The sequence below is a fragment of the Solirhodobacter olei genome, from assembly GCF_004010155.1.
Lineage (GTDB): Bacteria > Pseudomonadota > Alphaproteobacteria > Rhodobacterales > Rhodobacteraceae > Solirhodobacter > Solirhodobacter olei.
Genome location: NZ_RRYH01000024.1, coordinates 21,460 through 48,217, shown reverse-complemented (window position 1 = coordinate 48,217; position 26,758 = coordinate 21,460). Strand labels below are relative to the sequence as shown.

At 67.7% G+C, this 26,758-nt stretch carries 28 protein-coding genes and 1 tRNA gene; 14 read left to right on the top strand and 15 right to left on the bottom strand.

Features of this window, described 5'->3' with window-relative positions; all coding sequences use genetic code 11:
- The first annotated feature begins 122 nt into the window (after positions 1-122).
- Positions 123-2,699, top strand: a complete 2,577-nt coding sequence (locus tag EIP85_RS16515) for a penicillin-binding protein 1A (protein WP_127903323.1) — start codon at positions 123-125, stop codon at positions 2,697-2,699.
- Positions 2,700-2,755: 56 nt separating this feature from the next.
- On the opposite strand, the gene EIP85_RS16510 is transcribed toward EIP85_RS16515, so the two are convergent.
- Positions 2,756-2,831, bottom strand: a tRNA-Thr gene (locus EIP85_RS16510).
- Between the two features lie 206 nt (positions 2,832-3,037).
- Between EIP85_RS16510 and EIP85_RS16505 the strand changes: the two genes are divergently transcribed.
- Positions 3,038-3,967 carry a hypothetical protein gene (locus tag EIP85_RS16505; RefSeq protein ID WP_127903322.1) on the top strand — a complete coding sequence of 310 codons (930 nt, stop codon included), beginning with the start codon at positions 3,038-3,040 and terminating at the stop codon, positions 3,965-3,967.
- On the opposite strand, the gene EIP85_RS16500 is transcribed toward EIP85_RS16505, so the two are convergent.
- From EIP85_RS16500 to pyrC, 4 genes are all read right to left on the bottom strand, one after another.
- Positions 3,940-4,200: a DUF2312 domain-containing protein gene (locus EIP85_RS16500; RefSeq protein ID WP_127903321.1), complete on the bottom strand. Its 261-nt coding sequence runs from the start codon at positions 4,198-4,200 to the stop codon at positions 3,940-3,942. The two genes, EIP85_RS16505 and EIP85_RS16500, sit on opposite strands and share 28 nt — an antisense overlap.
- Before the next feature lie 302 nt (positions 4,201-4,502).
- Positions 4,503-6,002: a replicative DNA helicase gene (locus EIP85_RS16495; protein ID WP_127903320.1), complete on the bottom strand. Its 1,500-nt coding sequence runs from the start codon at positions 6,000-6,002 to the stop codon at positions 4,503-4,505.
- 249 nt (positions 6,003-6,251) lie between these two features.
- Positions 6,252-6,935 carry an orotate phosphoribosyltransferase gene (locus EIP85_RS16490; RefSeq protein ID WP_127903319.1) on the bottom strand — a complete coding sequence of 228 codons (684 nt, stop codon included), beginning with the start codon at positions 6,933-6,935 and terminating at the stop codon, positions 6,252-6,254.
- Positions 6,936-7,048: 113 nt separating this feature from the next.
- Positions 7,049-8,086, bottom strand: a complete 1,038-nt coding sequence (gene pyrC, locus EIP85_RS16485) for a dihydroorotase (protein WP_127903318.1) — start codon at positions 8,084-8,086, stop codon at positions 7,049-7,051.
- Positions 8,087-8,264: 178 nt separating this feature from the next.
- Here pyrC and EIP85_RS16480 point away from each other — a divergent pair, with 178 nt between their 5' ends.
- The 9 genes from EIP85_RS16480 to ureG all read left to right on the top strand — a co-directional run bounded on the left by EIP85_RS16480 (position 8,265) and on the right by ureG (position 14,454).
- The gene (locus tag EIP85_RS16480) at positions 8,265-9,074 is read left to right on the top strand and encodes an urease accessory protein UreD (RefSeq protein ID WP_127903317.1); all 810 of its coding nucleotides are present in this window, start codon (positions 8,265-8,267) and stop codon (positions 9,072-9,074) included.
- 12 nt (positions 9,075-9,086) lie between these two features.
- On the top strand, positions 9,087-9,389 hold the full coding sequence (locus EIP85_RS16475) for an urease subunit gamma (protein WP_127903316.1): 303 nt from the start codon (positions 9,087-9,089) through the stop codon (positions 9,387-9,389).
- A gap of 63 nt (positions 9,390-9,452) precedes the next feature.
- The gene (locus tag EIP85_RS16470) at positions 9,453-9,758 is read left to right on the top strand and encodes an urease subunit beta (protein WP_127903315.1); all 306 of its coding nucleotides are present in this window, start codon (positions 9,453-9,455) and stop codon (positions 9,756-9,758) included.
- A 48-nt stretch (positions 9,759-9,806) separates the two neighbouring features.
- Complete coding sequence (gene ureC, locus EIP85_RS16465) at positions 9,807-11,516, top strand: urease subunit alpha (protein WP_127903314.1); 1,710 nt, start codon at positions 9,807-9,809, stop codon at positions 11,514-11,516.
- A 448-nt stretch (positions 11,517-11,964) separates the two neighbouring features.
- Positions 11,965-12,276: a hypothetical protein gene (locus tag EIP85_RS16460; protein WP_127903313.1), complete on the top strand. Its 312-nt coding sequence runs from the start codon at positions 11,965-11,967 to the stop codon at positions 12,274-12,276.
- Positions 12,277-12,346: 70 nt separating this feature from the next.
- Entirely contained in the window at positions 12,347-12,940 is a 594-nt protein-coding gene (gene ureE, locus EIP85_RS16455) for an urease accessory protein UreE (RefSeq protein ID WP_127903378.1), read from the top strand.
- Entirely contained in the window at positions 12,937-13,218 is a 282-nt protein-coding gene (locus tag EIP85_RS16450; RefSeq protein ID WP_127903312.1) for a YrhK family protein, read from the top strand. Before ureE ends, EIP85_RS16450 begins: the two co-directional genes overlap by 4 nt.
- A complete protein-coding gene (locus EIP85_RS16445; protein WP_127903311.1) occupies positions 13,211-13,846 on the top strand; it encodes an urease accessory protein UreF in 636 nt (211 codons plus the stop codon). Before EIP85_RS16450 ends, EIP85_RS16445 begins: the two co-directional genes overlap by 8 nt.
- Positions 13,843-14,454 carry an urease accessory protein UreG gene (gene ureG, locus EIP85_RS16440; RefSeq protein ID WP_127903310.1) on the top strand — a complete coding sequence of 204 codons (612 nt, stop codon included), beginning with the start codon at positions 13,843-13,845 and terminating at the stop codon, positions 14,452-14,454. Before EIP85_RS16445 ends, ureG begins: the two co-directional genes overlap by 4 nt.
- Here the strand turns inward: ureG and EIP85_RS16435 are convergent, their stop codons facing one another.
- The 10 genes from EIP85_RS16435 to EIP85_RS16390 all read right to left on the bottom strand — a co-directional run bounded on the left by EIP85_RS16435 (position 14,455) and on the right by EIP85_RS16390 (position 22,785).
- Positions 14,455-15,429, bottom strand: a complete 975-nt coding sequence (locus EIP85_RS16435; RefSeq protein ID WP_206615559.1) for a phosphoadenosine phosphosulfate reductase — start codon at positions 15,427-15,429, stop codon at positions 14,455-14,457.
- Between the two features lie 334 nt (positions 15,430-15,763).
- Complete coding sequence (locus tag EIP85_RS16430) at positions 15,764-16,384, bottom strand: LysE family translocator (RefSeq protein WP_127903309.1); 621 nt, start codon at positions 16,382-16,384, stop codon at positions 15,764-15,766.
- A gap of 74 nt (positions 16,385-16,458) precedes the next feature.
- Positions 16,459-17,589, bottom strand: a complete 1,131-nt coding sequence (locus EIP85_RS16425) for an EscU/YscU/HrcU family type III secretion system export apparatus switch protein (RefSeq protein ID WP_127903308.1) — start codon at positions 17,587-17,589, stop codon at positions 16,459-16,461.
- A 6-nt stretch (positions 17,590-17,595) separates the two neighbouring features.
- The gene (locus tag EIP85_RS16420) at positions 17,596-18,351 is read right to left on the bottom strand and encodes a flagellar biosynthetic protein FliR (RefSeq protein WP_127903307.1); all 756 of its coding nucleotides are present in this window, start codon (positions 18,349-18,351) and stop codon (positions 17,596-17,598) included.
- Between the two features lie 3 nt (positions 18,352-18,354).
- Entirely contained in the window at positions 18,355-20,361 is a 2,007-nt protein-coding gene (flhA, locus tag EIP85_RS16415) for a flagellar biosynthesis protein FlhA (protein WP_241560068.1), read from the bottom strand.
- 115 nt (positions 20,362-20,476) lie between these two features.
- Positions 20,477-21,361, bottom strand: a complete 885-nt coding sequence (locus EIP85_RS16410; RefSeq protein WP_127903305.1) for a lytic transglycosylase domain-containing protein — start codon at positions 21,359-21,361, stop codon at positions 20,477-20,479.
- Positions 21,361-21,630: a flagellar biosynthesis protein FliQ gene (gene fliQ / locus EIP85_RS16405; protein WP_127903304.1), complete on the bottom strand. Its 270-nt coding sequence runs from the start codon at positions 21,628-21,630 to the stop codon at positions 21,361-21,363. The genes EIP85_RS16410 and fliQ overlap by 1 nt, the downstream gene beginning before the upstream one ends.
- A 12-nt stretch (positions 21,631-21,642) precedes the next feature.
- Positions 21,643-21,960, bottom strand: a complete 318-nt coding sequence (gene fliE, locus EIP85_RS16400) for a flagellar hook-basal body complex protein FliE (protein WP_127903303.1) — start codon at positions 21,958-21,960, stop codon at positions 21,643-21,645.
- Between the two features lie 10 nt (positions 21,961-21,970).
- Positions 21,971-22,381, bottom strand: a complete 411-nt coding sequence (gene flgC / locus EIP85_RS16395; protein WP_127903302.1) for a flagellar basal body rod protein FlgC — start codon at positions 22,379-22,381, stop codon at positions 21,971-21,973.
- A 20-nt stretch (positions 22,382-22,401) separates the two neighbouring features.
- Positions 22,402-22,785, bottom strand: a complete 384-nt coding sequence (locus EIP85_RS16390) for a flagellar basal body rod protein FlgB (protein WP_127903301.1) — start codon at positions 22,783-22,785, stop codon at positions 22,402-22,404.
- Positions 22,786-22,851: 66 nt separating this feature from the next.
- Between EIP85_RS16390 and fliI the strand changes: the two genes are divergently transcribed.
- The 3 genes from fliI (at position 22,852) to EIP85_RS16375 (ending at position 26,672) form a co-directional block, all read left to right on the top strand.
- Positions 22,852-24,210: a flagellar protein export ATPase FliI gene (fliI, locus tag EIP85_RS16385; RefSeq protein WP_127903300.1), complete on the top strand. Its 1,359-nt coding sequence runs from the start codon at positions 22,852-22,854 to the stop codon at positions 24,208-24,210.
- A complete protein-coding gene (locus EIP85_RS16380; protein ID WP_127903299.1) occupies positions 24,203-25,474 on the top strand; it encodes an ATP-grasp domain-containing protein in 1,272 nt (423 codons plus the stop codon). The genes fliI and EIP85_RS16380 overlap by 8 nt, the downstream gene beginning before the upstream one ends.
- Positions 25,475-25,730: 256 nt before the next feature.
- A complete protein-coding gene (locus EIP85_RS16375; protein WP_127903298.1) occupies positions 25,731-26,672 on the top strand; it encodes a response regulator in 942 nt (313 codons plus the stop codon).
- Positions 26,673-26,758 lie beyond the last annotated feature (86 nt).

The following is a 26,758-nucleotide window of genomic DNA, read 5'->3' as shown; positions in this document are numbered from 1 at the left end:
CGCCGGCCCCTGCCGAAGACCCGGCGCGGATCGGCCGATTTCCCCGGGCCGCGAGCGGGAGTTGTTTTGACCCTGCTCCGGCGCACGCGTAGAAGGATGGGCGAGCAGCAAGGGGGCCTCGGTTGATCCGGCCAATACTCTCGTTCTTCGGGGCGATCTTCACCTGGGTCACGATGGCCCTTTTCTTTGGCACGCTGACCGTCGGCGCGCTTTTCTGGATGTATTCGCGCGACCTGCCGTCCTATGACCTGCTGGCGCAATACACCCCGCCCACGATCAGCCGGATCTATTCCAGCCAGGGCCAGATCATCGACGAATTCGCCACCGAGCGGCGCCTCTTCACCCCGATCGCGGACATCCCGCCGCTGGTGAAGGAGGCCTTCATCTCGGCCGAGGACAAGAACTTCTACAAGAACGCGGGCTTCGACCCGCGCGGCATCGCAGGGGCGATCTGGCAGGCGATCCGCTCGCGCGGCCGCTACATCCGCGGCGGCTCCACCATCACCCAGCAGGTGGCCAAGAACTTCCTTCTGACCTCGAACCGCACAATCGAGCGCAAGATCAAGGAACTGATCCTCGCCTACCGGATCACCAAGGCCTATTCCAAGGCCCGGGTGCTGGAGCTCTACCTGAACGAGATCTACCTCGGTGCCAATTCCTACGGCGTGACGGCCGCGGCGCAGACCTATTTCAACAAGACGCTGAGCCAGCTCACCCCGCCCGAGGCCGCCTATCTCGCCGCGCTGCCCAAGAAGCCGTCCGACCTGAACCCGGTCACCCAGAAGGCCGCCGCCATCGGCCGGCGCAACTACGTGCTGGGCCAGATGTACGACAACAAGTACATCGACAAGGCGACCTACGAGAAATCGATCAACGCGCCGCTTCTCACCGTGCAGGGCGGCGATTTCCCCGCCTTCAGCGAGAAGCTGCCCCCGCGCAGCTATTTCACCGACGAGATCCGCCGCCAGCTGAGCCAGACCTTCGGCAAGCAGGAATTCTTCGGGGGCGGCCTGACGATCCGGGCGACGATGGACCCGGACATGCAGAAGGCCGCCACCCAGGCGCTGCGCGACGGTCTGGTGAAATACGACCGCGCCGAAGGCGTCTGGCGCGGCACGGGCGAGACCATCCCCCTCAAGGACCTCAAGACCGAGGCCGCCTGGCGCAAGGCGCTGTCCGACGCGAAGGTGCCGACGGACATCACGGGCTGGTACCCGGCGGTGGTCCTCGGCCTGACCGCGAAGGAAGCCCGGATCGGCATCGCGAACCATCCGCAGAACGCCTCCGACGTGATCCTGCCCGAGGACGTGACCTGGGCCCGCAAGAAGCTCAAGGACGGCAAGCTCGGGCCCCGGGCGCGGGTGCCGTCGGATCTCGTCGATGTCGGCGACGTGGTGCTGGTCAAGCAGGTCAAGGACAAGTCCGGCAAGACGCACTGGTCGCTGCAGCAGGTGCCGAAGATCGAGGGCGCCTTCATGGCGATGGACGTCCACACCGGCCGCGTGCTGGCCCTGCAGGGCGGCTTCTCCTACCAGGTCTCCGCCTTCGACCGCGCGACCCAGGCCGAGCGTCAGCCGGGCTCGGACTTCAAGCCCTTCGTCTATGCCGCGGCGCTCGATTCGGGCTTCACACCGGCGACGATCGTGATCGACGCTCCGATCACGGTGAACACGCCGCAGGGCCTCTGGACCCCGAAGAACGCCGAGAACCAGTATTACGGTCCGGTCCCGATGCGCGTGGGGCTGGAACAGTCCCGCAACCTGATGACCATCCGCATCGCCCAGGCCGTCGGCATGGACACGGTGGCGAAATATGCCGAGCGCTTCGGCGTCTACGACCCGATGCAGCCCTATCTGGCGAACTCGCTCGGGTCGCAGGTGACCTCGCTCTACCGGATCGTGACCGCCTACGCGATGATCGCCAACGGCGGCGAGAAGATCACGCCGACGCTGGTCGACCGGGTGCAGGACCGTTTCGGCAAGACGATCTACACCCATGACGACCGCAGCTGCACCGATTGCTCGGTCCGCGACCTGCCCGCCGGCCAGGCGCCGCAGATCGTCTCGCACCGCGAGCGGGTGATCGACCCGATCACGGATTACGAACTGATCTCGATGATGCAGGGCGTGATCCAGCGCGGCACGGCGGCGGGCGTCGTGAACCTGCCGGTGCCGGTCGCCGGCAAGACCGGCACGACGAACGGGCCGAAGGACGTGTGGTTCACCGGCTTCACCTCCAATATCGTCGCCGGCTGCTACATCGGCTTCGACACGCCGAAGGACCTTGGCCGGCACGCCTATGGCTCCACCCTCTGCGCGCCGGTCTTCCAGCAGTTCATGGAGACCGCGATCAAGAAATACGGCGGCGGCCCGTTCAAGGTTCCGCCGGGGGGCCATTTCATCAACATCAACCGCTGGACCGGCGAGCCCGCGACGCCCGACACGCCGCCCAAGGACGTGCAGGCCGAATATTTCCGCGACGGCTCCAACCCGGTCTTCGGCATGGCGGGCATGGTCGACGGCGGCTTCGCCATGGGTTCCAACCTGCCGCTCTACAATCCCGACGCGGCGGGCGGCAGCAATGCGGCCGGCCAGCCGCAGACCGGCGGCACCACGTCGACGGATTCGCAGGGCAACACCACCACCGCCCCGTCCGGCGCGGCCAACTTCGGAACCGTCAGCTCCGGCGGCCTCTACTAGGGGCCCCGGGGCGGGCGTACCGCCGCCCGTCGTATCGTCGAGGGGGAAGGGGGGATTGGTGCCGGTTGCAGGGATCGAACCCGCGACCTTCGGTTTACAAAACCGCTGCTCTACCAGCTGAGCTAAACCGGCGCCACCGGCCCGAAATCGTTTGAAACGGGGCCGAGGTCAAGGCCTATTCTGGCCCGGCACGATAGCCGCGGCCGCCGGCCGCAGCGGTGCCGGGCCGCCGCCGTTCCTCCGCCGCCCCGCCACCGCATCCACCTGAGGAAAGCGGTTCAAATATCTGCCGGTCCCCGTATAATCTCCCCCGGGGTGCCGTGAGGGACGGCGCAGGCATGATGAATATCGTCTACCACCTCGGGCTTCACTGCACCGATGAACACCGGCTGGAGACCTGTCTCCGTCAGAACGCCCCGGCGCTGGCCGCCCAGGGGATCGTGATCCCCGATCCGAAGGTCTGCGGCCCGATCCTGCGCAATGTCGTGAACGCCATGCAGGGCGCGCCCTCCAGTCCGCAGACCGAGGAAACGATCCTCGACGCTGTGATGATCCAGGACGAGGCCGCCCGTCTCGTCTTCTCCAACGAGGCGTTCCTCTGCGTCCGCGCCCACGTGCTGGGGCGCGGCCGGCTTTATCCCAACGCGGGCGGGAAGGTCTCGGCGCTGGCCAACCTTCTGCCCTCCTGCGCGGCAGAGATGGCCTTTGCCATCCGCAACCCGGCGACCTTCCTGCCGGCGCTCTACCAGTCCGGCAGATGGGAGAGCTTCGAGGCCTTTCTCAGCGGGGCCGATCCGCTGGCGCTTTCCTGGGCAGAGATGGTGGGCCGGATTCGCGCTGAGCGGCCCGACGTGCCGCTGACCGTCTGGTGCGACGAGGACACGCCGCTGATCTGGCCCGAGGTGCTGCGCGCCGTGGCGGGTGCGGCACCGGGCACGGCGCTTGCGGGCGAGGGCGCGCGGCTCGCCGGCCTGATGTCGCCCGAGGGCGCGGCGCGGCTGGCCGATTACCTCGCCGCCCGGCCCGCCATGCCGCCTGCGCAGCGGCACCGTGCCGTGGCGGCCTTCCTCGACAAATACGCGCTGGAGGGGGCGCTGGAGATGGAGCTGGATCTGCCCGGCTGGACCGGGGCCCTCATCGAGGATCTCAGCCGCCGCTACGACGCGGATGTGGAGGAGATCGCCGCCATGGAGGGGGTTCGGCTCATCACCCCCTGGCCGCTGGCGCCGGCGGCGCGGCCTCAGCCCATGCCGAGCGCGGCCTTGTAAAGCTCCAGGATCGCCTCTTCCTCGGCGACATCGTCCTTGTCGCGCTTGCGGAGCGAGATCAGCTTGCGGATCACCTTGGTGTCGTAGCCGCGGCCCTTGGCCTCAGCCATGACCTCTTTCTGCTGCTCCACGATGTCGGCCTTCTCCGCCTCCAGATGCTCGTAACGCTCGATGAACTGGCGCAGTTCTTCGGCGGCGACGGTGCTCGTGGCGTCGGAAACGGGATCGCTCATGGGGGCCTCGCTTGCGGATGTCCCGCGATCCCTAGCGGGCGGCGGGGCAGGGTGCAAGGGTGTGCGGCCAGCTCCGCCCCACTTGGCCCGAAACAGCGGGCAAAGCCCGCCGGGCCAGCGCCCGTCCGCCCGGACGGATGGGCGCATCTTGTGAGTCTGCTCCCCGCCAAACCGAAGGGGTTCCTTGCGCCATAAACGGACAGACCCACACCGCAGCGAGCGCCCAACCGCGGACGGGCGCTGGCCCTACCGCCCCGAACGGTGCGCATTCATTGCGCCCCGTTCACCGCCGCGCCGGCCCCTCAGAACCCTTCGCTGCCGCCCTGCCAGGGCCGCGCGAGGTTGCCGAAGCGGGTGAAGCGGCCCTCGAAGCTCAGCTCCACCGTGCCGATCGGCCCGTGGCGCTGCTTGCCGATGATGACCTCGGCCTTGCCGTGGCAGCGCTCCATCACCTCCTGCCACTTCGCCATGGCCTCGAGGTTGTCCTCGCCGGGCTTCTCGCGTTCTTTGTAGTACTCCTCGCGGTAGACGAACATCACCACGTCGGCGTCCTGCTCGATCGAACCCGATTCCCGAAGGTCGCTGAGCTGCGGCCGCTTGTCGTCGCGGTTCTCCACCTGACGCGACAGCTGGCTGAGCGCGATCACCGGGATGTTCAGCTCCTTCGCGATCGCCTTCAGGCCTTGGGTGATTTCAGAGACTTCCTGAACCCGGTTCTCCTTCGTCGAGCCGCGCAGAAGCTGCAGGTAGTCGACCATGAGAACGTCAAGCCCATGCGTCCGCTTCAGCCGCCGCGCCCGCGCCGCGACCTGGCTGATCGGCAGCGCCGGCGTGTCGTCGATGTAAAGCGGGCAGGCCTCCAGCGCCTTCGCGGCCTCGACGAAACGGCGGAACTCGCCCTCGTTCATGTCGCCCTTGCGGATCTGCTCCGAAGGCACCTCGGCGGCCTCCGAAAGCACCCGCGCGGCAAGCTGCTCGGCCGACATTTCCAGGCTGAAGAAGCCCACGACGCCGCCATCGACCGCGCCCTCGGTTCCATCCGCCGTCATCCCGCGGCGATAGGCCTTGGCGACGTTGAAGGCGATGTTGGTGGCCAGCGAGGTCTTCCCCATCGAGGGGCGCCCGGCGAGGATCAGAAGGTCCGACGGATGCAGCCCGCCCAGCTTCTTGTCGAGATCGACCAGCCCGGTGGAAATCCCCGCCAGCCCGCCGTCCCGCCGATAGGCGGCATTGGCGACGTTCACCGCATCGGTCACGGCCTTCAGGAAGCTCTGGAACCCGCGCTCCGCCACGCCTTGCTCGCCAAGCTGGTAGAGCCGCTGCTCCGCCTCGACGATCTGGTCCTTGGGCTCGGAGGCGACATCGAGCTTCGCCGCCCGGGCCGATATGTCCTGCCCCAGCGCGATCAGCTCGCGCCGCACGGCCAGCTCGTAGATCATCTGCGCGTAATCGCGCGCCGCGTAGGCCGCGATCGCGCCACCGGCAAGACGGGCGAGATAGGCCGCGCCGCCCAGCTCCTGCAGCCCGGCGTCATCCTCGAGGAAGGCCTTGATCGTGACCGGCGAGGCCAGCGCGTTCTTCTGGATCCGCGCCGACGCGACCTCGAAGATGCGCCGGTGGACCGGCTCGTAGAAATGCTCGGCCCGGACCAGCGAGGAGATCCGGTCGAAGATATCGTTGTTGGTCAGGATCGCGCCAAGCAGCTGCTGCTCGGCCTCGATGTTATGCGGTGCCGTTTCCGAAGCACCTTCCGTTCCGGGCGCCTGGGGCAACCCGGAGCGGATTGGCGTAATCTCTGTCATCTGTTTTGTCCCGTCCCTCGACCCCCTGCATATCGCGTCACGATTGTCCGGCAAGGGGAACAACCCTGTGGACGGATGGGGGATAAGCGTGTCCGGCCGTTGTGGATGATTTGTGGGTGACTCGGAGCCTACCACATCTTGTGGGCTCTGTCGCGGGTCCCGCTGAGGCTGGCGATTCTTCCAACGTCACGACGCCGTGAAACTCCACCGGCCATCCACAGCCGACCCCGGCTTCTCCACAGAAATATTTCAGCCCTTGCTCCGGGCCTCCTGCCAGGCGCGCGGCGCCTTCAGGAAGGCCTCGACCTCGGCGAGGGTCCCGGCATCGAAGGCGCCCTGCGTCCGCGCCTCGGCCAGCACGTCCCACCAGGTGCAGAGCCGGTGCAGCGTCACGCCCTGCTCGGCCAGCGCCTCCTCCGCGCCGGGGAAGATGTCGTAGAAGAAGATCACCGCGGTATGGGCGCAGGTCGCGCCGGTGGTGCGGATCGCCTCGACGAAGCTCACCTTCGATCCGCCGTCCGTCGCCAGATCCTCGACCAGCAGCACCCGGTCGCCTTCGCCCATCACGCCCTCGATCCGGGCGTTGCGGCCATAGCCCTTGGGCTTCTTGCGGACGTAGGTCATCGGCAGGCCCAGCCGTTCGGCCATGAAGGCGCCGAAGGGGATACCCGCCGTCTCGCCGCCGGCGACATTGGTGAAGGCTTCGAAGCCCGCGTTACGCAGCACCGTGCAGGCCAGGAAATCCATCAGGGTCGAGCGGATCCGCGGGAAGCTGATCAGCTTGCGGCAGTCGATATAGGTCGGCGAGGGCAGGCCGGAGGCCAGCGTGAACGGCTCCGCGGCGTTGAAATGCACCGCCTTGATCTCCAGCAGCATCCGCGCCGTCAGCCGGGCGATCTCCTCGGGCGGGGGATAGGCGGAAGGCAGAAGCATCGGCGGGGTCCTTTCTCAGTGCGGGTTTCTTCTTGGCACAAATACTCCCCCGCCGGAGGCGCTCTGCGGCGGAGCCAGCCGCCTCCGGCGGGAGTATTTGGGCCAGGAAAATGTCACGATACGTGCCAGTGAAGCGGGAAACCGGGGTCGAAGACGGTGACCGGCCCGGCGCCCGTCTCGATCTTGGCGGGGTAGGCGACGAGCGCGCCCTTCGTCAGCGTGATCCGCGCCTCGTTTGGGGGCAGGCCGTAGAAGGCCGGGCCGTGGAGGCTGGTGAAGCCTTCGAGCCGGTCGAGCCTAACGTCCTGCTCGAAGACCTCGGCGAGGATCGAAAGCGTGTTCGTCGCGGTGAAGCAGCCGGCGCAGCCGCAGGCACATTCCTTCAGCGGGTCGACATGCGGCGCCGAGTCGGTGCCGAGGAAGAACCGCGCATCGCCCGACATCGCCGCCTCGCGCAGCGCCAGCCGGTGGCTTTCGCGCTTGGCGACGGGCAGGCAGTAGTAATGCGGCTTGATGCCGCCGACGAGGATATGGTTGCGGTTGATCACCAGGTGATGGGTGGTGATCGTGGCGCCCAGGCCCGTCGGGTTGGCGCGGACATAGGCCACGCCCTCGGCCGTGGTGATATGCTCCATGACCACCCGCAGCCCCGGTGTGGCCCGCCGGATCGGGTCCAGCACCCGGTCGATGAACACCGCCTCGCGGTCGAAGATGTCGATCTCGGGATCGGTCACCTCGCCATGCACGCAAAGCGGCATGCCGATCGCGGCCATCGCCTCCAGCACCGGCCGGACCCGGTCGAAGTCGCGCACGCCCGAGGCGGAATTCGTGGTGGCCCCGGCGGGGTAGAGCTTCACCGCCTGCGCGATCCCGTTGGCATAGGCGGCGGTCACGTCCTCCGGATCCGTCTCCTCGGTAAGGTAGAGCGTCATCAGCGGGGTGAAATCCATCCCCTCGGGCAGCGCCTTCAGGATCCGCTCGCGATAGGCCGCGGCCTGCGCGGCGGTGACCACGGGCGGCACCAGGTTCGGCATGATGATGGCGCGGGCGAAGTGGCGCGCGGTCTCCGGCAGCACGGCCTCCAGCATCGCGCCGTCGCGCAGGTGCAGGTGCCAGTCGTCGGGGCGGCGGAGGGTCAGGCTGTCGGTCATGGCGCTGGCGTTACACGTTTCGCGGGCCGATGGCTAGGGGCCGGTGAAGGCTTCGCGCGCTGCCCAAAATTCGGGCGGGACGGCCGCGCAAATGGGCAGCTCCCGTGTCGCCGGGGCTTGCCGCGGCGCGGGATCGGCCGCAGTCTCGCGCCCTGCGGCGGGCAGGGTAAAAGGGCGCATGGCCGACGGATCGGATCTTCTTGGACTGGAGCGGGCGCGGGGCGCCGCGCGGGTGGCCCTCGGCCCCGACGGCAAGCTCCTGCGCCTCGGCCAGCAGGGCTCGGCCAAGGCCTTCCTGCCGCGCGTCCACGGCCCGGTGCCCGAGGTCGTCTTCCTGAACACCTCGGGCGGGCTGACCGGCGGCGACCGGCTCTCCTTCGCCGTCGACCTCGCGCCCGGCGTCAGCGCGCTGGCCACCACCCAGACGGCAGAGCGCGCCTATGCCTCCGCCGGCGGCGAGGCGCGGGTGACGGTGGATCTGAGCCTCGGCGCGGGCGCCACGCTCGACTGGCTGCCACAGGAGACGATCCTTTTCGACCGCTCCGCGCTTTCCCGCCGCACCACGGCCGATCTCGGCCCCGGTGCCCGGCTGATGCTGGCCGAGGCGGTCGTCCTCGGCCGCGCCGCGATGGGCGAACGGGTGGCACAGACCACGCTCTGCGACTGGCGTGAGGTGCGGCGCGAGGGCCGGCCGGTCTTTCTCGAGCCTCTCCGCCTGACCAGGGCGACGCTCGGCGCGGGGCCGGCCTGCCTCGGCCCCCATCGCGCGGTGGCGACGCTGGCGCTGGTGGCGGACGGGGCGGAGGACGCGCTGGGGCCCGTGCGAGATCTCCTATCAACGCTCGCCGAGGTCGAGGCTGCCGCCTCCGGCTGGGACGGGCGGCTCATCGTGCGGCTCATGGCGGCGGATGCCTTTCCCTTGAAACGGGCGATGGCGGCGGTAGTGATGGCAACGGGGCGTGCGCTGCCGCGCGTCTGGCAGATCTGAGGGGGAGGCGGGATGAACCTGACGCCGCGCGAAAAGGACAAGCTGCTGGTCAGCCTCGCCGCCATGGTGGCGCGGAACCGAAAGGCGCGCGGGGTGAAGCTGAACCACCCCGAGGCGATCGCGCTGATCACCGATTACGTCGTCGAGGGCGCGCGCGACGGCCGTTCCGTCGCCGATCTGATGGAGGCCGGCGCCCATGTCGTCGCCGCCGCCGATTGCATGGCGGGCGTGGCCGAGATGATCCATGACGTGCAGGTGGAGGCGACATTCCCGGACGGAACGAAGCTCGTCACCGTGCACCATCCGATCCGCTGAGCAGGCGGCCGAGGGCAGGGGCCTCCGGCCAGGACATTTGAACCAATGGGAACGGGGGAGCCGATGATTCCGGGAGAGATCCTGACAGGCAAGGGCGAGATCGAGCTCAACACCGGGGCCGAAGCCATCACGCTGGAGGTCGCCAACACCGGCGACCGCCCGGTGCAGATCGGCTCGCATTACCATTTCGCCGAGGCCAACGCCGGCCTCTCCTTCGACCGGGCGAAGGCCCGCGGCTACCGCCTCGACATCCCCGCCGGCACCGCCGTCCGATTCGAGCCCGGCCAGCGCCGCGAGGTGCGCCTCGTGCCCTACCGCGGCGCGCGGCGGGTCTTCGGCTTCAACCAGTCCGTCATGGGGCCGCTCTGACGCGCCCCCGCCAACCGATCCGAACCTGACCCTTCCGAGGAGCCCGCCATGCCCGCCCGCATTTCCCGCGCCGCCTATGCCGACATGTACGGGCCGACCACTGGCGACCGGGTCCGCCTCGCCGATACCGACCTGATCATCGAGGTCGAGCGCGACCTGACCACCTATGGCGAAGAGGTGAAATTCGGCGGCGGCAAGGTGATCCGCGACGGCATGGGCCAGTCCCAGGTCAGCCGCGGCGGCGGCGCGGCCGATACCGTCATCACCAACGCGCTGATCGTCGACTGGACCGGGATCTACAAGGCCGACGTGGGCCTGCGCTCGGGCCGCATCCTGAAGATCGGCAAGGCCGGCAACCCCGACACCCAGCCCGGCGTCGATATCGTCATCGGCCCGGGCACCGAGATCATCGCGGGCGAAGGCAAGATCCTCACAGCGGGCGGGATGGACGCGCATATCCACTTCATCGCCCCCCAGCAGATCGACGACGCGCTGCATTCCGGGCTGACGACGATGCTCGGCGGCGGCACAGGCCCCGCGCATGGCACGCTGGCGACCACCTGCACGCCGGGCCCCTGGCACCTGGCCCGGATGCTGCAGTCGGCCGATGCCTTCCCGATGAACCTCGCCTTCGCCGGCAAGGGCAACGCGAGCCTCCCAGAGGCGCTGGAGGAGCAGATCCACGCCGGCGCCGCCTGTCTGAAGCTGCACGAGGACTGGGGCACCACCCCCGCCGCAATCGACTGCTGCCTGTCGGTCGCCGACACAATGGACGTGCAGGTGATGATCCACACCGACACGCTGAACGAAAGCGGCTTTGTCGAGAACACGCTTGCCGCCTTCAAAGGCCGCACCATCCACGCCTTCCATACCGAAGGCGCGGGCGGCGGCCATGCGCCCGACATCATCAAGGTCTGCGCGGCGCCCAACGTCATCCCGTCCTCGACCAACCCGACCATGCCCTACACCGTGAACACGATCGAGGAGCACCTCGACATGCTCATGGTCTGCCACCACCTCGACAAGGCGATCCCCGAGGACGTGGCCTTCGCCGAAAGCCGCATCCGGCGCGAGACCATCGCGGCAGAGGACATCCTGCACGACATGGGGGCCTTCTCGATCATCGCCTCTGACAGCCAGGCGATGGGCCGGGTGGGCGAGGTCATCATCCGCACCTGGCAAACCGCGCACAAGATGAAGGTCCAGCGCGGGCGGCTGGCGGAAGAGACCGGCGAGAACGACAATTTCCGCGTCCGCCGCTACATCGCGAAATACACCATCAACCCGGCCATCGCGCATGGCCTGTCGCGCCACATCGGCTCGGTGGAGGAAGGCAAGCGGGCGGACCTCGTGCTCTGGAACCCGGCCTTCTTCGGCGTGAAGCCCGAGATGGTGCTGATCGGCGGCACCATCGCCGTGGCGCAGATGGGCGATCCCAACGCCTCGATCCCGACGCCGCAGCCGGTCTATTCCCGGCCGATGTTCGGCGCCTTCGGCCGGTCGGTGGAACGCTCCGCCGTGGTCTTCACCTCCGCCGCGGCCGAGGCCGACGGCGTGCGCGCCCGGCTCGGCCTCGCCAAGGACGTGGTGGCGGTGGAACAGACCCGCGGCATCGGCAAGGCCGACATGAAGCTGAACGACGCGATGCCTGCGATCGAGGTTAACCCCGAGACCTACGAGGTCCGCGCCGACGGCGCGCTTCTGACCTGCGCGCCTGCCACCGAACTGCCCCTGGCGCAGCGCTATTTCCTGTTCTGACAGCAGGCGGCCCGCCGTAGGGTGCGCATTCATTGCGCACCACGACCCACCATCCCCGGCCCGAAACAGCGGGCGCTATTGGTGAGTCCGCCCCCCGGCAAACCGAAGGGATTCGCGACACCGTAAACGGACAGACCCCAGCTGCCGTCAGCGCCCACCCGCGGACGGGCGCCAGCCCTCTTCCCCACGTAGGGCGTCCCCGGGGCGTTGCGCAAATCCTGCCCCACCGTCCCGAAATACGGTACCTTACGGTGCGAAAGCGGTGCCAAAGCGGTGTTGAATCGGTACCCGTATTTTGTCACCTTTTCAGACCCTTGCCGCCCGCCCCTCATCCACTCCTCCGCTGCGCTGCGGCATCCTCCGCAGCCCGCTGCCAGCCGGGTCTTGCAGGCGGCGCCATTCGGGCGCAGGATTCCCGCGACCCTGAACAAACCCGGGCAGAGCCATGATGAAACACCCCTTTTGCCTGCTCCCGCTCCTCCTCACCGCCGCCGGCTGCGCCGCCCCGCCGCCGCCCGGCCCGCAGGTCCGCATCCTCACCCAGACCGAGGCCAGGGACTGCACTTATGTCATGGACCTGCACGACACGATAAACCCCGCCACGCCCCCCGCCGGCGCGCTCGCCTACGCCCGCAAGGCGATGATCCTGCAGGCCGCCCAGGCAGGGGCCAACGCGATCGTCTTCGGCACCGCCCGTCCCACCGCGCAAAGCGCGGCGCCGCTGAGCGCCACGGCCTATGACTGCCCGGCCAAGGGCTGACGCAGGGGGCCATTCGGCGCTATGAAGGGCGGGGATGCCCCGCAAGACCCAGACCGACGCGAGAGAGACCATGCCAGAGCTGCCAGCCGCCCGAAGGATCCGCCGAAAAGCCGGGGGCGTGACCGCGACGGACCGCGTAACCCTCGGATATGACGAACGTTTCCTGCGGCGAAAACGGCTGGAGAGCGCGGGGGGAACGGCCTTCCTCGTAGACCTGGCTGAGACCACGAGCCTCGATGACGGCGACGCTTTTGAGCTGGAGGACGGCCGCCTCATCGCCGTCTCCGCCGCCGCCGAGCCGCTGATCGAGGTCCGCGGCGATCTCGCCCGCCTCGCCTGGCACATCGGCAATCGCCATACCCCCTGCCAGATCGGCCCGGAGTCGCTGGTGATCCGCCGCGATCCGGTGCTCGCCGGCATGCTCCGCGGTCTGGGCGCGGAGCTGGTCGAGACCACCGGCCCCTTCACCCCCGAGGGCGGCGCCTATGGCCACGGCCGCACCATGGGCCATGACCACGGGCCCGCCCATGATCATGGCCATGACCCTCACCACGGCCACAGTCACGACCATGTCCACCACCACGTCTCCGCCCACGGGCAGGTCGAGGAGGACGACGCCGGGGACGGGGCCGGCGACGACGCCGAGCCGGAGCCGATCCGTTGAGCCTGTTTCACCCCGATAATTCCCGCCTCTCACCAGAACATGCCAAGGTCTGGGCCGCCTATGAGATCGCCCATACGCTGGTGGATTTCTCCGCCGCCGGCCTCTTCGTGGTGGGATCGATCTTGTTCTTCTATAAATCAACAACATACGCGGCGACATGGATGTTCCTTGTCGGCTCCATCTTCTTCGGAATGAAGCCCACCATCAGGCTGCTGCGAGAGCTGAAATTCCTGCGCATGGGCCGCTACGCCGCGCTGGCGGAGGAGGTCGATGGCTGACGCCACGGCGCTTCTGACGCTGGCGCAATGGCTGTCGCCGGCCTTCCCGGTCGGTGGCTACGCCTATTCCCACGGCCTCGAATGGGCGATCGCCGAGGGTCGGGTGAAGGACGCCGAAGGCCTGCGCGCCTGGCTGGAGGGCGTTCTGGCCGAGGGCAGCGGACGCACCGATGCGATCCTGCTGGTCCAGGCGCTGACTGTCGACCCGGCGGAGATTTCCGAACTGGCCCGGGCCCTTGCCCCCTCCCGCGAGCGGCTTCTGGAGACGATGGAGCAGGGCGCGGCCTTCAGCGCCACAACCAACGCGCTCACCGGTGCCGACTGGCCGGCGATGCCGCTGCCGGTTGCCGTGGGGGCTGCCGCCCGCAGTCTGGAGGCCACGCCGGAGGAGATCGCGGCGCTTTACCTTCAGGCCTTCGCGGGCAACCTCGTCCAGGCCGGGGTGCGCTTCCTGCCGCTGGGCCAGACCGAGGGGCAGAAGGTCCTCGCCGCCCTCCGCCCCCTGATCCTGCGCCTCGCTGCCGAGGCCGCAGGGGCCAGCCCGTCCGATCTCGGCTCGGGCGCCCTTGCCTCCGATCTCGCCGCGATGCAGCATGAAACCATGGATGTCAGGATCTTCCGCACATGAGCTCCCCCCACGGCCCCCTCCGCATCGGCATCGGCGGCCCCGTAGGCGCCGGCAAGACCACCCTGACGGAACAGCTCTGCCGTGCGCTGAGCGCCGACTACTCCGTCGCCGTCATCACCAATGACATCTATACCCGCGAGGATGCCGAATACCTGATGCGCGCCCAGGCTTTGCCGATCGAGCGCATAAGGGGGGTAGAGACCGGCGGTTGCCCGCACACCGCGATCCGCGAGGATGCCTCGATCAACCTCGCGGCGGTGGCGGACCTGCGATCCGCGATCCCCGATCTCGACGTGATCCTGATCGAATCCGGCGGCGACAACCTCGCCGCCACCTTCAGCCCCGAACTTGCGGACTTGACGATCTACGTGATCGATACCGCCGCTGGTCAGGACATCCCGCGAAAGAAGGGCCCGGGCGTCACCCGCTCGGATCTGCTGGTGGTCAACAAGACCGATCTCGCGCCGTATGTTGGCGTCGACCCGCAGCTGCTGGAGGCTGATACGAAGGCCGCGCGCGGCCCGAGGCCCTATGTGATGGCAAGCCTCCGCACCGGGCGCGGCGTGGCAGAGATCGTGGCCTTTCTGAGGGAGGCCGGCGGGCTCTGATCAGCCCGCCGTGGCCTGCGCCACGCGGGTGTCGGGAAGCTCGATCCCCTGGCTGCGAAGCGCGTCGATCAGGTCTGCCAGCCGCCGCTCGAAGGCGGGGGCGGACATGCGACCGGCGATGTTGCGGCAGAGGAGGGCGGCCAGCAGCGGGCGCTCCTCGCTGTCGAGCCGGGCCAGAAGCCGGCGCAGGTAGGGCGGGTGGTTGCGGCGCGCTCGGTAGAGCTTCCAGAACGTTTCGGGGGTCAGGCGCTCATCCTGCGCGGCGGTGATCATCTCGGGCAGCACGTTGAGCTGGGTCAGCGCGCCCTCGATCTCTCCCCCAAGGTTGCGGCAGGGCAGCTTGTTCACGAAGGATCGGGTGAACAGCCCGGCATGCATCGCGTCGAAGGTCTCTTCCGGGTCGTAGATCACGAAGACCTCACCCGCGCCCTCGATCATGTCGGGGGCGTAGCCGTAGCGGTCGGTGAAGTTCAGACGCCGATGGCTGGCGAAGCGCTTGTCCCACTCCGCGATGCGCGGGTCGAGCGTGGCGACCGGCTGCACCACGATCACCGTTGAACCGGGCGCGGTGACCGAATAGGCCGCGGCGGCATAGCCGCCCATGCCCGCGCCGTAGAAGACGACGCGGTCGAAATCCTCGAAGAAGGCGTCGTCGACGAGGCGGTCGAAATAGCCGTAGACTGCCGGGTCGCGGTACCAGGTGTCGCCCTCCGCCAGGATGGTCAGCGCCGACCAGCCGAAATTTCGCGCGAGGGTGACCCCCCAGGGCATCTGCCCCTCCCGCGCGCCGCGGACCTGCGCGACCGTCTCGAAGCTGACCAAAAGCACCGGGCCGTCATCGTGGAAGACCGCGCTGTGATCACGCCCGAGCGGTTCGAAATAGCCCAGATCTTCGCCGATTTCCTCGATCGCCGCGAACCATTCGTCACGCGTCTTGGCCGCGCCCGCATCCGGGGTGGTCGCGTTGTCGATCATCGGTTTCTTCTTTCCTTATCCCTGCCGGCGCTGACCCTCGCGGCGGCCGGTGGCAGCAGTTTGAGGGCATTGCGGCAACTCTGCGGAATAGCTCGCATGCTCGTCAATCCTTACGTGTATTTGGGGGTTTAGCGATTTTTCGGCGGCGAAGCCCGGCCATAATGTGGCGGTCGGAAGGCAACCATGACATTGCGAACTGCGGCGCCCCGGGCGCAAAGGTGGGCAAGTCCTTTTATCTGTTAACTTTTTCTTTACGGAAATGGACGGGGTGCGCGATTCCATCGCCGCCGGGCAGGCCTTCGGCGGGGATGGTCCGGACCGGATGAAAAAAATCTTAGACGCGGGTGAGACTTGCCGTCATCGCGCCCATCCCGATCAGTGCCGTGCCCCCGAAACGGTTCATCCATTTGAGAATCACCGGGCGGCGAATCTGCTGGCGCAGCCGGTCGGCGAGCAACGCGTAAAGGAGCGCGTTGATGCAGGCTAAGCTGACGAAGGTGGCGATGAGCGTGGCGAATTGTGGGCCGAGCGGCGCGCCCGGGCTGAGGAACTGCGGCACGAAGGCGATAAAGAAGGCGATCGACTTCGGATTGAGCGCGGTGACCGTCATGGCGTGAAGGAAGACTGCGCGGGCCGCCTTTGGGGCGGGGGTCTCGACCTCGCCCAGCCGCGGCGGGCTGCGCAGAAGCTTGATCCCCATCCAGACGAGGTATGCCGCGCCGGCCCATTTCAGCACCATGAAGACCTCGGCCGAGGTCATGACCAGCGCGCCGAGACCGAGGAGCGAGGTCGTCATCGCGATGAAATCCCCGAGTGCCACGCCAAGCGCCATGGCAACGGCAATGCGGCGCCCCTGCGTCATCGCGTAGGAAATCACGAGAAGGACCGTCGGCCCCGGGATCATCAGAAGGGCCGTCGCCGCGGCGGCGAAGGCGAGCCAGAGGTGGAAGGACATCGGGGGTGCTCCTCTCGATCGGACACCCGAGCCAGCCATGACGCGGCAGGCGCTGTCAAGCGCGGTCGGGGCGCTCAGGCCTCGCGGCGCAGCTCGGATCCGGCGGGTGGCTTGCGGCGGATGTTGCGGCGCAGGTCGAGGACGTAGCCCACGATCTCTGCCACCGCCTGCCAGTGCTCGATCGGCACCGTCTCGTCCACCTCCACCTTGTCGTAGAGAACCCGGGCGAGGGGCTTGTTCTCGATAATCGGGATGTCGTTCTCGCGTGCGATCTCCCTGATCCGGCGGGCGGTGAGGTCGGCGCCCTTGGCGACGCAGACGGGGGCGGCGTCCACCGCGTGCTCGTAGCGCAGGGCCACGGCGAAATGGGTCGGGTTGGTCAGGATCAGCGTGGCCTTGGGCACTGCCTGGGCCATCCGCTGGCGGGCGCGGCGGCGGGCGATGTTGCGGCGGCGGCCCTTCAGCATCGGGTCGCCCTCGTTCTCTTTGTGCTCGTCGCGGATCTCCTTGAAGGTCATGCGCTGGTTGCGCAGCCAGGAGAAGCGGGTCCAGAGCATGTCGGCGAGCGCGAGCGGCAGCAGAAAGGCCGTGGTCGCCAGCAGTGCATAGCTGACGTAGCGCGCGATGTAGGGGGCGAGCGCCTCCGGCGGGATGCCGGGGCCCTGCCAGATGCCGGTGACCGCGCGGCGGGCGACGGCCAGCGCGATGAGGCCAACGATCGTGACCTTGGCGATGCTCTTGGCGAATTCGACCAGGCCGGAGGGCGAGAACAGCCGTTTCAGCCCCCCCATGGGCGAGATCTTGGAAAACTTCGGCTGGATCCGCTCGGCGGCGACAACCGTCTCTCCCTGGATCAGCACGCCGACCAGGCCGGCCAGAAGCAGCGTGCCGAAGACCGGCAGAAGCGGCCATGCCAGTGTCGTGCCAAGCGCGCTCAGTACCTTTCCGGTATCGACAACCCCGGCATGGCCGTCCCCGATGGTGATCTGTCCGGCATCGGCGAAGATCCCGGAAAGCCCGGTGGTGATCCGCGACGCGATCTGTGGCAGCAGGAAGACGGTGATCGCGAAGAGCGCGAATACCGACATCATCGTTCCGGTCTCGCGCGAGATCGGCACGTCACCCTGTTCGCGCGCCTTGCGCAGTTTCTGGGGGGTTGGTGCCTCGGTTTTTGACTCGCGGTCGCTGGTGTCGCCTTCAGCCATGGCGCCTCACAGGGTGAATGTCCCCAGCCAGTCGGTGAAATGGCCGAGGAAGACGCGCAGCATGCTGGGGGCCGCGATGGCGAAGACGATCAGCGCGGCGGCGATCAGCGAGGAGCCGGCGACGAAGAACACCGGCAGGTTGGGCATCATCCGGTTGGCGAGCCCGAGCCCGAGGTTGAGAAGCAGCCCCATGATGAGGAAGGGCGCAGAGATCGTCAGCCCGATGTAGAAGCTTGCCGCGACCGCCTTCACCATCTGCTGGGCCATGTCCGACAGGATCAAGTGACCGAACGGGAACACCTGGTAGGAGAACAGCAGCGCCCGGATGATCAGGAAATGCGTGTTGGTCACGAAGATCAACGCTATCCCCGCGACCATCAGCACCTCGGCCACCATGGTCGAGCCCTGGAACGAGCCTAGGCTGGGAGAGAAGGCATTGGCCAGCCCCGAGATCTGGCCGATCTGGTAGCCCGCGAATTGCAGAGTGGAATAGAGCGCCCGCGCCGCCAGCCCGATCCAGAGGCCGGTGGTGACCTCCGCCGCCAGCAGGCCGACCATCAAGCGGATCTTCGCGGGTTCGATCGGCGGCACCGGCGTCGCGGGGTAGAGCGCGAGGCAGATCACCAGCGCAAGCGCCAGCCGCGCCCGCATCGGCACCATCGTCTCGCCGAAGCCCGGCATGAACATCAACGTGGAGCCGAGCCGTGCCACGACGAGAAGGAAGCCAAAGAGCTGGCCGTCCAGATAGGCCTGCAGCAGCACGCCTCATGCCCCGATCGTGCCGAGCGTGCGGAGCGCGGCCTTCCGGTGGATCTCGTTATGCGAGATGATCTGGGTCATCGGGCTCACGCGTTCCAGCATGGAGCGGACGAAGCTGCGCACCTCGGGCGTGACGAGCAGCGCGGGCCATTCGTCCTTCGCGGCGAATTGCTGGATCACCTTGCGCGCGTCGAGCACGAAATCCTGCACCCGCTGCGGCGACATCAGCAGGCTGCGCTCGCTTCCGTTGATCTTGATCGCCTCGGTGAACTCGTTCTCCCAGGCCGCCGACATGACGAGGACCGGCACGAAGCCCGAACCGTCGGTCAGCGCGTTGCAGATCTGGTTGGCCAGCCGCGCCCGCACGTGGTCGGTGATGGTGGCCACATTGGTGGTGGAGGAGCTGACCTCCGCCACCGCCTCCACGATCAGCGGCAGGTTGCGGATCGAGATCCGCTCGGCCAAGAGCCGCTGCAACACGTGCTGCAGAAGGATCGTCGGCGAGGGATTGGTAATGTCGGTGACGAGCTTCTGGTAGTCCCGATCGAGGTTCTTGATGAGCTCCTGCGTGGCGCCATAGCTCAGAAGCTCGGGCATATGCTCCTTGATGACCTCGGTCATATGGGTGGTGATGACGCTTTCGGGGTCGACCACGGTATGGCCGCGCTTCTCGGCCTCTCCGGCGCGGGCGCGGTCGATCCAGAGTGCTGGAAGGCCGAAGGTCGGCTCCTTCGTGCGCTCTCCCGGCAGGTCGATGGTGCCGCCGGCCGGGTCGATTACCATCATGCCCGTCGGTCGAACCTCACCGCGGGCGGCCTCCACCCCTTGCACGAGGATCGCGTAGGTGTTGCCGGGCAGGCTGGCGCTGTCCTTGATCCGGACCGAAGGCAGCACGAAGCCGAAATCCTTCACGAAGAGGCTGCGCAGGCTCTTGATCTTGCCCGGCAGGGCCGCGTCCATCGAGGATATCAGCGGCACAAGGCCGCTGCCGAGTTCCAGCTTCAGGTCGTCGAGCTTCAGCAGGCTCTGGGTCGACTCCTCAGCCCGGTCGGCCTCGCCTGATTTGCGGCGGGCGTCGGCGGTCTCTTCCTCCTCCTGCTTGCGCACCGTCTGCTGCTGCATCATGTAGCCGAGCCCGCTCATCAGCGCGGCAAGGGCGAGGAACACCAGAAGCGGGAAGCTTGGCAGAAGGCCGATGCCGACGAGCAGGGCCGAGGCCATGTAGAGCGCCTTCGGGAAGCTGGTGAGCTGGCCCAGCACCGCCTCGTTCGTCGCGCCCTCGGTGCCGCCCTTGGTGACGATCAGGCCCGCGGCGAGCGAGACGACCAGCGCAGGGATCTGGGTCACGAGCCCGTCGCCGATGGTCAGCGTGGTGTAGTTTTGCATCGCCTGGGTGATCGTCAGCCCGTGCTGAATGACCCCGATCAGGATCCCGCCGACGATGTTGATCAGGGTGATGATCAACCCGGCGACCGCATCGCCGCGCACGAATTTCGAGGCGCCGTCCATCGCGCCGAAGAAACCGCTCTCGTCCTCCAGCGTCTTGCGGCGGCGGCGCGCCTCCTCCTCGGTGATGATGCCGGCACCGAGATCGGCGTCGATGGCCATCTGCTTGCCCGGCATGGCATCCAGCGAGAAACGGGCAGAGACCTCGGCGATGCGGGTCGAGCCTTTGGTGATGACGATGAAGTTGATCACCACCAGGATCGCGAAGATCACGATCCCGATGGCGAAGTCACCCGAGACGATGAAGCGCGAGAAGCCCTCGATCACGCCGCCGGCCGCACCCGGGCCTGTGTGGCCGCGCGACAGGATCAGCCGGGTGGAGGAGATGTTCAGCGACAGCCGAAGCATGGTGACCATGAGCAGCAGCGTCGGGAAGGAGTTGAAGTCGAGCGGCCGCCGGATCCAGAGCGCGACCATCAGGATCAGCACTGACAGCGAGATCGAGATCGCCAGCCCGAAATCCAGCAGGAGCGGCGGCAGGGGCACGAAGAGCATGCCCAGGACCATCACCACGCCGATGGCGAAGCCGATGTCGCGGTTCTGCAGGCCGAGCCGGGTCCAGACCTCGATCAGGTCCGCTCCCGCGCCCGATCCCACATTGGTGCGTTGCGTGCTCATCGGCTTAGAAGTCCTGGGTGAACTTGGGCAGGATCGGCTGCAGATCCTGGGTGGAATAGATCGACAGGCGCCGGCCGTTCTTGGCCGCGCTGAGCGAGGCGGACCATGCGATGTTGGGCTGCTCCTCCGGGGCGGGGGCCGGGGCCAGGGCGAGCGTCGGCGCGGGAAGGCTGCCTGGCCTCGGCGCGGGGGCGGCAACGGCAGTCGGGGCCAGCGCCGAGAGCGGTGCGGAGGTGGCGATGCGCGTGTTGGCCACCGCGAGGTTCTGTTGCAGCGAAGCGAGGTATTTCGACCGCTCCGGCCCGCTCTGCGAATGGTAGGATCCCGCGGCGGTCATCCAGTTCCCGGTCCGCTGGCGCAGGTCGAGAAGGAACCGCGCGGCGTAGTCCACGTTGGCCACCGGGTCGAAGGCCTCGGCGAGCGAGGCGAAGGCATCGGGGTGCCAGCGCAGGTTCACCTGCATGCAGCCCACGTCGATGGAGGTGATGCCGACAGACTGCTGGTTCTGCACCCATTTCATCGCGTCGGCCTCTGTGCCGAACATGCGTCCGTCGCCCGCGGCGTTCACCGACCAGGGCCAGACGGTGTAATGTCCGTTGCGGCGCAGGCCGGCTTCCTGCAGGCCGATGGCCAGAAGCAGGTTGTCGGGGATGTTGTAGCGGGCCTGGGCGTCTAGGATCGCGCTGATGCAGGCGTCCGAGGCATTGACCGGGCGCTGCCCGCGCGCGGGCGTCCGCGCCGGAGGCGCCAGAGTGACTGCGGGCCGCAGCGGTTGCTCGGGCGCGATCGGGGTGTAGAACCCCGCCCAGCCCTCCGCGCCCGCGACGGCGGGGGCAAGCAGCGCCGCCGCGCAAAGCGCCGTGGCATGGCGGAGGGCGGGCGGGCGCATCAGATCCCCCCGTGCATGATCAGGTCGAAGACCCGGTTGGAGAGCTTGTGCAGCGTGGCATAGATGAAGGGCAGGGTGAGCGTCAGCCCGATCAGGATGGCGACGATCTTCGGCACGAAGGTCAGCGTCATTTCCTGGATCTGGGTCAGCGCCTGGAACACCGCGATGCCCAGGCCGACGATCAGCGCCAATGCCATGACCGGGCCAGATGCGATCAGGATGGTCCAGATCGTGTCGGACAGCATCGTATAGACATCGGCCTGGCTCATCCCGCCGGCCGCCTAGATCTGCATCTGCATGATCTGCTGGTAGGCATCGACCAGCTTGTTGCGCACGGCGACCGTCATCTTGACGGTGTTCTCCATCGCCATCGTTGCCTCGACGATCTGCTGGGTGCCGACCTTGCCCTGAAGCCCGGCCTGGATGGTGGCATCGGCCTCGCGCACGGTGTGGACCGCGTTTGCGGTCGCCTGGCCGATCATGTCGGCGAAGCTCTGGCCGGGGGCCGCGGGGCTGTCCGGCCCGCCGGTCAGCGCCTGGGCGCGTCCGTAGGCCCCCTGGATGAGGCCGGATGGCATGATGGTGGGGGAAATCGCCATGTCTCAGGTCCTATTTCAGCAGGTCGATCATTTGTTGTTCCATCTTCTGGCCGGCCTCGAGCATGTTCACGTTGGCCTGGTAGCTGCGCGACGCCTCGCGCATGTTCGCCATCTCGATGATCGGGTTGACGTTGGGCATCTTGACGTAGCCGGAACTGTCGGCCGCCGGGTTGCCCGGGTCGTATTTCAGGCGGAAATTGCTCATGTCCTGGCCAACGTCAGTCACCTTCACCCCGACGTCCCCGCCGGAATCCGTGACCATTTGGCCGAACGAGATCGTCTTTCGCCGATAGGGATCGGACCCGGGGGTGGTGCCGGTCGAATCCGCGTTGGCGACGTTTTCCGATACCACGCGGAGCCGCTCGCCCTGCGCCTTCATGCCGCTCGCGGCGATGCTGCCTATGGCGGTAAGGGGATCCATGTGCTGCCTCCTGTGTCCACTTATTGCCCGGTGACCGCTGTGGTCAGCAGGTCGCTGGCCTTGCGGTAGAGATTGGCGGCGAGCTGGTACTGCGCCGCGGTCTGGCTGGCTTTCACAGTCTGTTGCTCCAGCACGACCGTGTTGCCGCTGATGGTCGTCGACCAGCTGTCGGGCGCGTCAACCGTCGAGACCGGCACGTCGGTGCCGAACGGGGCGGCGTTCTGGCCGTCTTGCTGCGCCTGGTTCACCGAATCGACGTAGCTCTGGAAGGACGAGACGTCTTTGGCCCGATAGCCCGGGGTGTTCGCATTGGCGATATTCTCAGAGATCGTCTTCTGACGCGCGCTGAGCCACTGCATCCGGTCGGACGCGAAGCGGAAAAGCGAGAGAGAGTCGAGTTTCATCTTTGCCTATCCTTGCATTCCTCGCTAACATAGCATGCAGAACAAGAATTGATAGAGGCTATTCTTGTGAATACCGCCTTTCTCGACCTCTCCCATGCGGCGGCTTCCGTCGACGGGGCAAGGATAGTCGGCCGTGTCCGTTCGGTGACCGGGCTCTCGCTCGCCGTCTCGGGGCTGGAGCGGGTCATGGGGATCGGGCAGCGCTGCCTCGTCTATGGCCGTCGTGGGCCGGTCCTGGGTGAGGTGGTGGGCTTCGGCGCCGACGGAACCCACGTCCTGCCCTTCGGGAGCTGGGACGGCGTCTCGGCCGGCGACCGGGTGGAGGTGCAGCCGCACGGGGACCTGATCCATCCCGACGACAGCTGGATCGGTCAGGTGGTGGACGCGCTGGGCCGGCCGGCGCTGCAGGACACCGGGTTCCGCAGGGGCGAGCATGTCCGCACGGTCCGGGCCGCGCCGCCGCGCGCGCTCGACCGCCGCCGGGTGGGCGCGAAGCTGGAGACCCAGGTGCGGGTCATGGACATCTTCACCCCGGTCTGCCGCGGTCAGCGTCTGGGGATCTTCGCGGGCTCCGGCGTCGGCAAATCGACGCTGATGGCGATGCTGGTGCGCCATACCAATGCCGATGTCGCCGTGGTCGGCCTTGTCGGCGAGCGTGGGCGCGAGGTGCAGGACTTCATCCAGGACGACCTCGGCCCCGAGGGGATGGCGCGCGCCGTGGTCGTTGTGGCGACCGGCGACGAGCCACCGCTGATGCGCCGTCAGGCGGCCTGGACCGCGACGGCGGTTGCCGAGCATTTCCGCGACCAGGGCAAACAGGTACTTTTGCTGATCGATTCCGTCACACGCTTCGCAATGGCGCAGCGCGAAATCGGGCTGTCGGGCGGCGAGCCGCCGACCTCCAAGGGCTATCCGCCGACGGTCTTCTCGGAGTTGCCGCACCTTCTGGAACGTGCCGGCCCGGGGACCGAGGACGCCGGCGACATCACTGGCCTTTATACCGTGCTGGTCGATGGCGACGACCTGAACGACCCGATTGCCGACAGCGTGCGCGGCATCCTAGACGGCCATGTGGTGCTTGACCGCCGTATCGCCGAGCAGGACCGCTACCCGGCGGTGAACGTGCAGAAGAGCATCTCGCGGATGCTGCCGGACTGCCACCATCCGGAGGAGTACCGCATCATGCAGGCGGCGCGGCGGGCGCTGGGAAAATATGCCGACATGGAGGATCTGATCCGCGTCGGCGCCTACCGCGCGGGGGCGGATCCGGAGGTGGACGCCGCGATCCGCTTCTTCGGCCCGGCCACCCGCTTCCTGTCGCAGCGCAAGGGCGAGGCGACCCCGCCGGCCCGCGCCTTCGCTGAACTGGCCAGGCTTCTGGCCGAGGCCGGCATCGAACTTCCGGAAGGGAACCAGCGTGCTTGAGACGGTTCAAAACACCCAGGCCGCGGGCGAGGCCTCAGCCCCGGCCGGGATCCCGGCCGCGGCGCGCACGATCGGTGTCGCCGCAATCGCGCGGCGCGCCTTCGAGCATTCGGACCTCAGGGCGGAGAGCGACCAGGTTCTCGCCCGGCTGGAGGCCTGCGAGCGGGATGCCGGCGCGCTGATGGATCTGGCCTCGATCCTCTACAGTCGGGGGCAGGCGGCAGATGGCGACCAGGTGCAGCGCGACGCGCTGGCGATCCGGCGCAGCTTTGCCACGGTCCACGGCGATGGCACCGGGCCGCGGATTCTCGCCTTCATGGCGCCGGGCGGATTCATGGCCAATACGCCGGTGGATTTCCTGCTCTCGGGCTCCGACGCGGTGCTCTGGCAGGTCTACCTCGACGCGGCCGATACCGAATTGCCGGCGCTTCCTGCGCATGACGCGGCGCTTCTCGCAGTGGGCGAGGCGACCGGGCACCGCCCGCTTCTGGCGCGGTTCGAGACGCTCGCGCGGGCTTACCCCGACCGCATCCTGAACGGCCGGCCGGAGCGGATCGCGGCGCTGACGCGGGACGGGGTGGCGGCGATGTTCGCCGATATCGAGGGGGTCCTGTGCCCCTCGACTGTCCGGGCCGAGCGGCCGGCGCTGGCGCGCGTGGCACATGGTGCGCCGCTCTCCGACCTTGGCGCAGGTTTGCGCTGGCCGCTCGTTCTGCGCCCGGCCGGTGGCCATGCCGGGGCCGGGATGCGGCGGCTTTCTGGGCCGGGGGCCCTGGCTGATGCCCTTGCGGAATGCCCGGATCAGGCATTTTTTGCCGCGCCCTTTATCGACTATCGAGATCGCAACGGTCTTTTCACGAAGTCACGGGTAGTGCTGGTCGACGGCAGACCCTATCCGGTCCACCTCGCCCAGTCGGAAGATTGGATCGTTCACTACCTGTCCTCGGGCATGCTGACGCATGCCGGGCGCCGCGCGGTGGAGGCCGCCTGGTTCGAGGATTTCGATACGGGCTTCGCCCGCCGCCACGCCGGGGCGCTGGCCGCGATGCAGGAGCGCATTGGCCTTGATTACTGGGGTATCGACTGTGCCGAGCTTGCGGATGGCAGACTTCTGGTGTTCGAGGCGGATACGGCGATGATTGTGCATGACATGGACGACAGAGAGTTGTTTTCTTACAAGTGTAGGCCGATGGCCCGACTCTTCGCGGCTTTCCAGGCGCTGGCGGTGGCAGATTCATCGCAAGCATCAGGTGGCGGCGCCTAGACAGGGGGAAATTCATGGGACGGCCGCGCCTGGCCGAGGTGGGGATGTCGCCGGGCGGTATTGGCTGGTCGGGGCTGTCCGAGCCCGAGTCAGCCAGGAGCGATAGGTGCCCGGGGATGGGTGCATCGGCTTTGAGATCGGCGGGTTTTGTGTCAGACGCGCGTGAGGTGGCGCAGAAAACGGTCTAAGCGCCCGACGTGCCGCTGAGGCCAATGAGAAGAAGGCCCCGTACGGGGTTCGCTGGAGAAGACGACTAATGAAGATCCTTGCCGTCGATGATGATCCGACGTTCCTCTCGCTGTTGACGGCCGTTCTGGCCTCGGCTGGGTTCAAGGACATCACTGCGGTAACCTCTGCGCCGGAGGCGGCGCAGACGATCGTCGATGCGCATCCGCCCTTCGATTGCTGTTTCATCGACATGCGGATGCCGGAGATCGAGGGCGATTACCTCTGCCGCTGGATCCGCCGGCTGCCGGAATATCGCGATACCGCCATCCTGATGATCACCGCCACCTCGGAGAAGGAGGATGTCGAGAACGCCTTCCTCGCGGGGGCATCCGACTACATGAGCAAGCCGATCGACCTGCCCGAACTGATCTCCCGCGCGCGCCAGTTCGCCCGCGACCTGGGCAAAAAGCCCGCCGGCGGCAAGAAGGCCGCGGTGGTGGAGCAGCCGGCCACGACTCAGGCGGCTTTCTCCGACCCGGTGAAGATCGAGGGGGTGCGCCGTTCGCTGAAGCTCACGGCGATGGAGAACTACCTGCTGCAGCTCTCCCGGTCCGAGGCGACGGACCTTGCCGCCGTGGCCTTCCGCGTGCCCGACGCCGCGAGCCTGCATCTGCGCTGCGCGCTGGAGGATTTCAGCCGAATCCTGACGATCACGGCCAAGGCAATCCTTGCCCATGTGAAGCTGCCGCATCCGTTCATTTCCTACGCGGGCTACGGCGTCTTCGTCATCGTGGCGGACGCGGCCGAGCTCGGCGACGACGACCGCGAGGCGATCGAGGGTGCGATCAACGCCGACCTCGCCGCCGTCCAACTCGCCCCGGAAGGGGGCACGCCGTTCAGCCTGCGCGTCGACATGATGGAGCCGCAGAAGCTTGGCAGCCGCACCGGCCAGCAGATGGCCGACGCGCTCTACCACACGATCGTGCGGGCGGAGACGGCCCCGCTGCGCGCCAGGATCACGGCCCCCTGATCCGCCATACCCCCGACTGAACCCGCCGCGACTCACCGTCCGTCCCTGGCGGTGGGGGTGGGGCGTTTGGCCGAGTCCGTGCGGCC